Source organism: Blautia sp. DFI.1.216 (assembly GCF_020594215.1).
Taxonomy (GTDB): domain Bacteria; phylum Bacillota; class Clostridia; order Lachnospirales; family Lachnospiraceae; genus Blautia_A; species Blautia_A wexlerae.
The window spans coordinates 1-1,696 of the sequence record NZ_JAJDML010000125.1 but is presented as its reverse complement, the minus strand read 5'-3'; the positions used below and the strand labels follow the sequence as shown (position 1 = coordinate 1,696).

Below are 1,696 nucleotides of genomic sequence, written 5' to 3'. Positions count from 1 at the left end.
AAAAGATCAAAAAAGGACTGTTTTTATGGAAAAAATAGATCACAATGCACATTCAGTATATTTGATGTATTATCATCTGATCATGGTGGTAAAATATCGAAGAAAAGTTATCAATGACCCAATTTCAGAAAGAGCAAAAGAAATATGGGAATATATTGCACCCCGATATGGAATTGTTTTGGAGGAATGGAATCATGATATTGACCATGTGCATGTAATGTTTCGTGCACAGCCTAAAACGGAACTCAGTAAATTTATCAATGCATATAAAAGTGCCAGCAGCAGGCTGCTGAAAAAAGAGTATCCGGAAATCCGGGAAAAACTTTGGAAAGAAGCATTCTGGAGTCAGAGTTTCTGCCTTTTGACGGCAGGAGGCGCACCAGTTGAAGTGATCCGTCAATACATCGAAACCCAGGGAGAGAAAAAGCATTGAACATAGCATATCGTTTCCGGATCTATCCAACAGAAGAACAGAAGATACTTCTGGGAAAAACATTTGGCTGCTGCCGTTTTCTGTATAACCAGATGCTTAATGACAAGATCCGGGAGTATAAAAAGACGAAAAAACTGTTAAAAATACACCAGCCATGTATAAAAAGGAGTATTCATTTCTGAAAGAAGTAGATTCGCTGGCACTGGCAAATGTTCAGCTTCATCTGGAGAAAGCATATAAGAATTTTTTCCGTGATCCCAAGGTTGGATTTCCACGTTTCAAGTCAAAACATCACTCCAAAAACAGCTACACAACAAATGTAGTCAACGGAAATATTCTGGTAGAAGATAAGCGGATCCGGCTTCCCAAATTAAAATGGATCTCCATGAAAAAACACAGGGAGCCTGCAGAAAACTGCTGTCTGAAATCAGTGACAGTCAGTATGGAGCCGTCCGGAAAGTATTTTGCAAGTCTGCTGTATGAAGGATACAGCTGCGAAAACCAAGCAGCAGATGAAGATTACAGCAATGCCAAAATACTGGGGATTGATTATGCGATGCAGGGGATGGCAGTGTTTTCAGAAGAGATTGAACTTGAAAAAGCAGGATTCTTCAGAAGAAATGAAAAAAGGCTGGCAAGGGAGCAGCGTAAACTGTCGAGATGTGTAAAAGAAAGCCGCAATTATGTGCGGCAGAAAAAGAAAGTTGCCAGGTGCCATGAAAAAATACGAAACCAGAGAAAGGATTATCTGCATAAATTGAGCCGCAGGATTACAGACCAGTACGATATAGTCGCGGTAGAAGATATTGATATGAAAGCAATGGGCCAGTGCCTGCATTTTGGAAAAAGTGTACAGGATAATGGATACGGGATGTTCCGGAATATGCTGGATTATAAGCTTGCCTGGAAGGGAAAGAAATTAGTAAAGATAGACCGCTTTTTCCCTTCAAGCAAAAAATGCAGTAAATGCGGAAAGATAAAAAAAGAGCTGGGATTATCCGAAAGAGTATACCGCTGCACGTGTGGAAATGAGATGGACAGAGATCGAAATGCAGCGATCAATATCCGTGAAGAGGCAAGAAGGATGCTGGCAGTATAAACTGTCCATATCCGGACAATAAGTAAGAAAATGCGCCCGTGTCCGGGCAAAAAGAATCGCGGGGCACGCGAGGATAGCTTGTAGATACTTGGCTCAGTAGAGGAGTCATTGAGCAAGAAGCCCCCACTTCAAAATCTGGGATTTAAGTGGTGGGAGCATGTCAC

General features: G+C 41.3%; 3 protein-coding genes. All 3 read left to right on the top strand.

The genetic code is table 11. From position 1 onward, the window contains the following. Positions 1–25: 25 nt before the first annotated feature. From tnpA to LJE11_RS18970, 3 genes are read left to right on the top strand one after another with little or no spacing between them, the layout of a single operon-like run. Positions 26–433, top strand: coding sequence for an IS200/IS605 family transposase (gene tnpA, locus LJE11_RS18975; RefSeq protein WP_008707451.1), 408 nt, complete (start codon positions 26–28; stop codon positions 431–433). Beyond that, complete coding sequence (locus LJE11_RS20910) at positions 430–615, top strand: helix-turn-helix domain-containing protein (RefSeq protein WP_008707453.1); 186 nt, start codon at positions 430–432, stop codon at positions 613–615. The genes tnpA and LJE11_RS20910 overlap by 4 nt, the downstream gene beginning before the upstream one ends. Continuing rightward, positions 588–1,532 (top strand): RNA-guided endonuclease TnpB family protein, encoded by a 945-nt coding sequence (locus tag LJE11_RS18970; protein ID WP_008707455.1) that lies wholly within the window; start codon positions 588–590, stop codon positions 1,530–1,532. Before LJE11_RS20910 ends, LJE11_RS18970 begins: the two co-directional genes overlap by 28 nt. The last annotated feature ends 164 nt before the right edge of the window (positions 1,533–1,696 follow it).

Coding starts and splice junctions, on each gene's coding strand:
- tnpA (WP_008707451.1), top strand. CDS start 26: ATGGAAAAAATAGATCACAATGCACATTCAGTATATTTGATGTATTAT.
- LJE11_RS18970 (WP_008707455.1), top strand. CDS start 588: ATGTATAAAAAGGAGTATTCATTTCTGAAAGAAGTAGATTCGCTGGCA.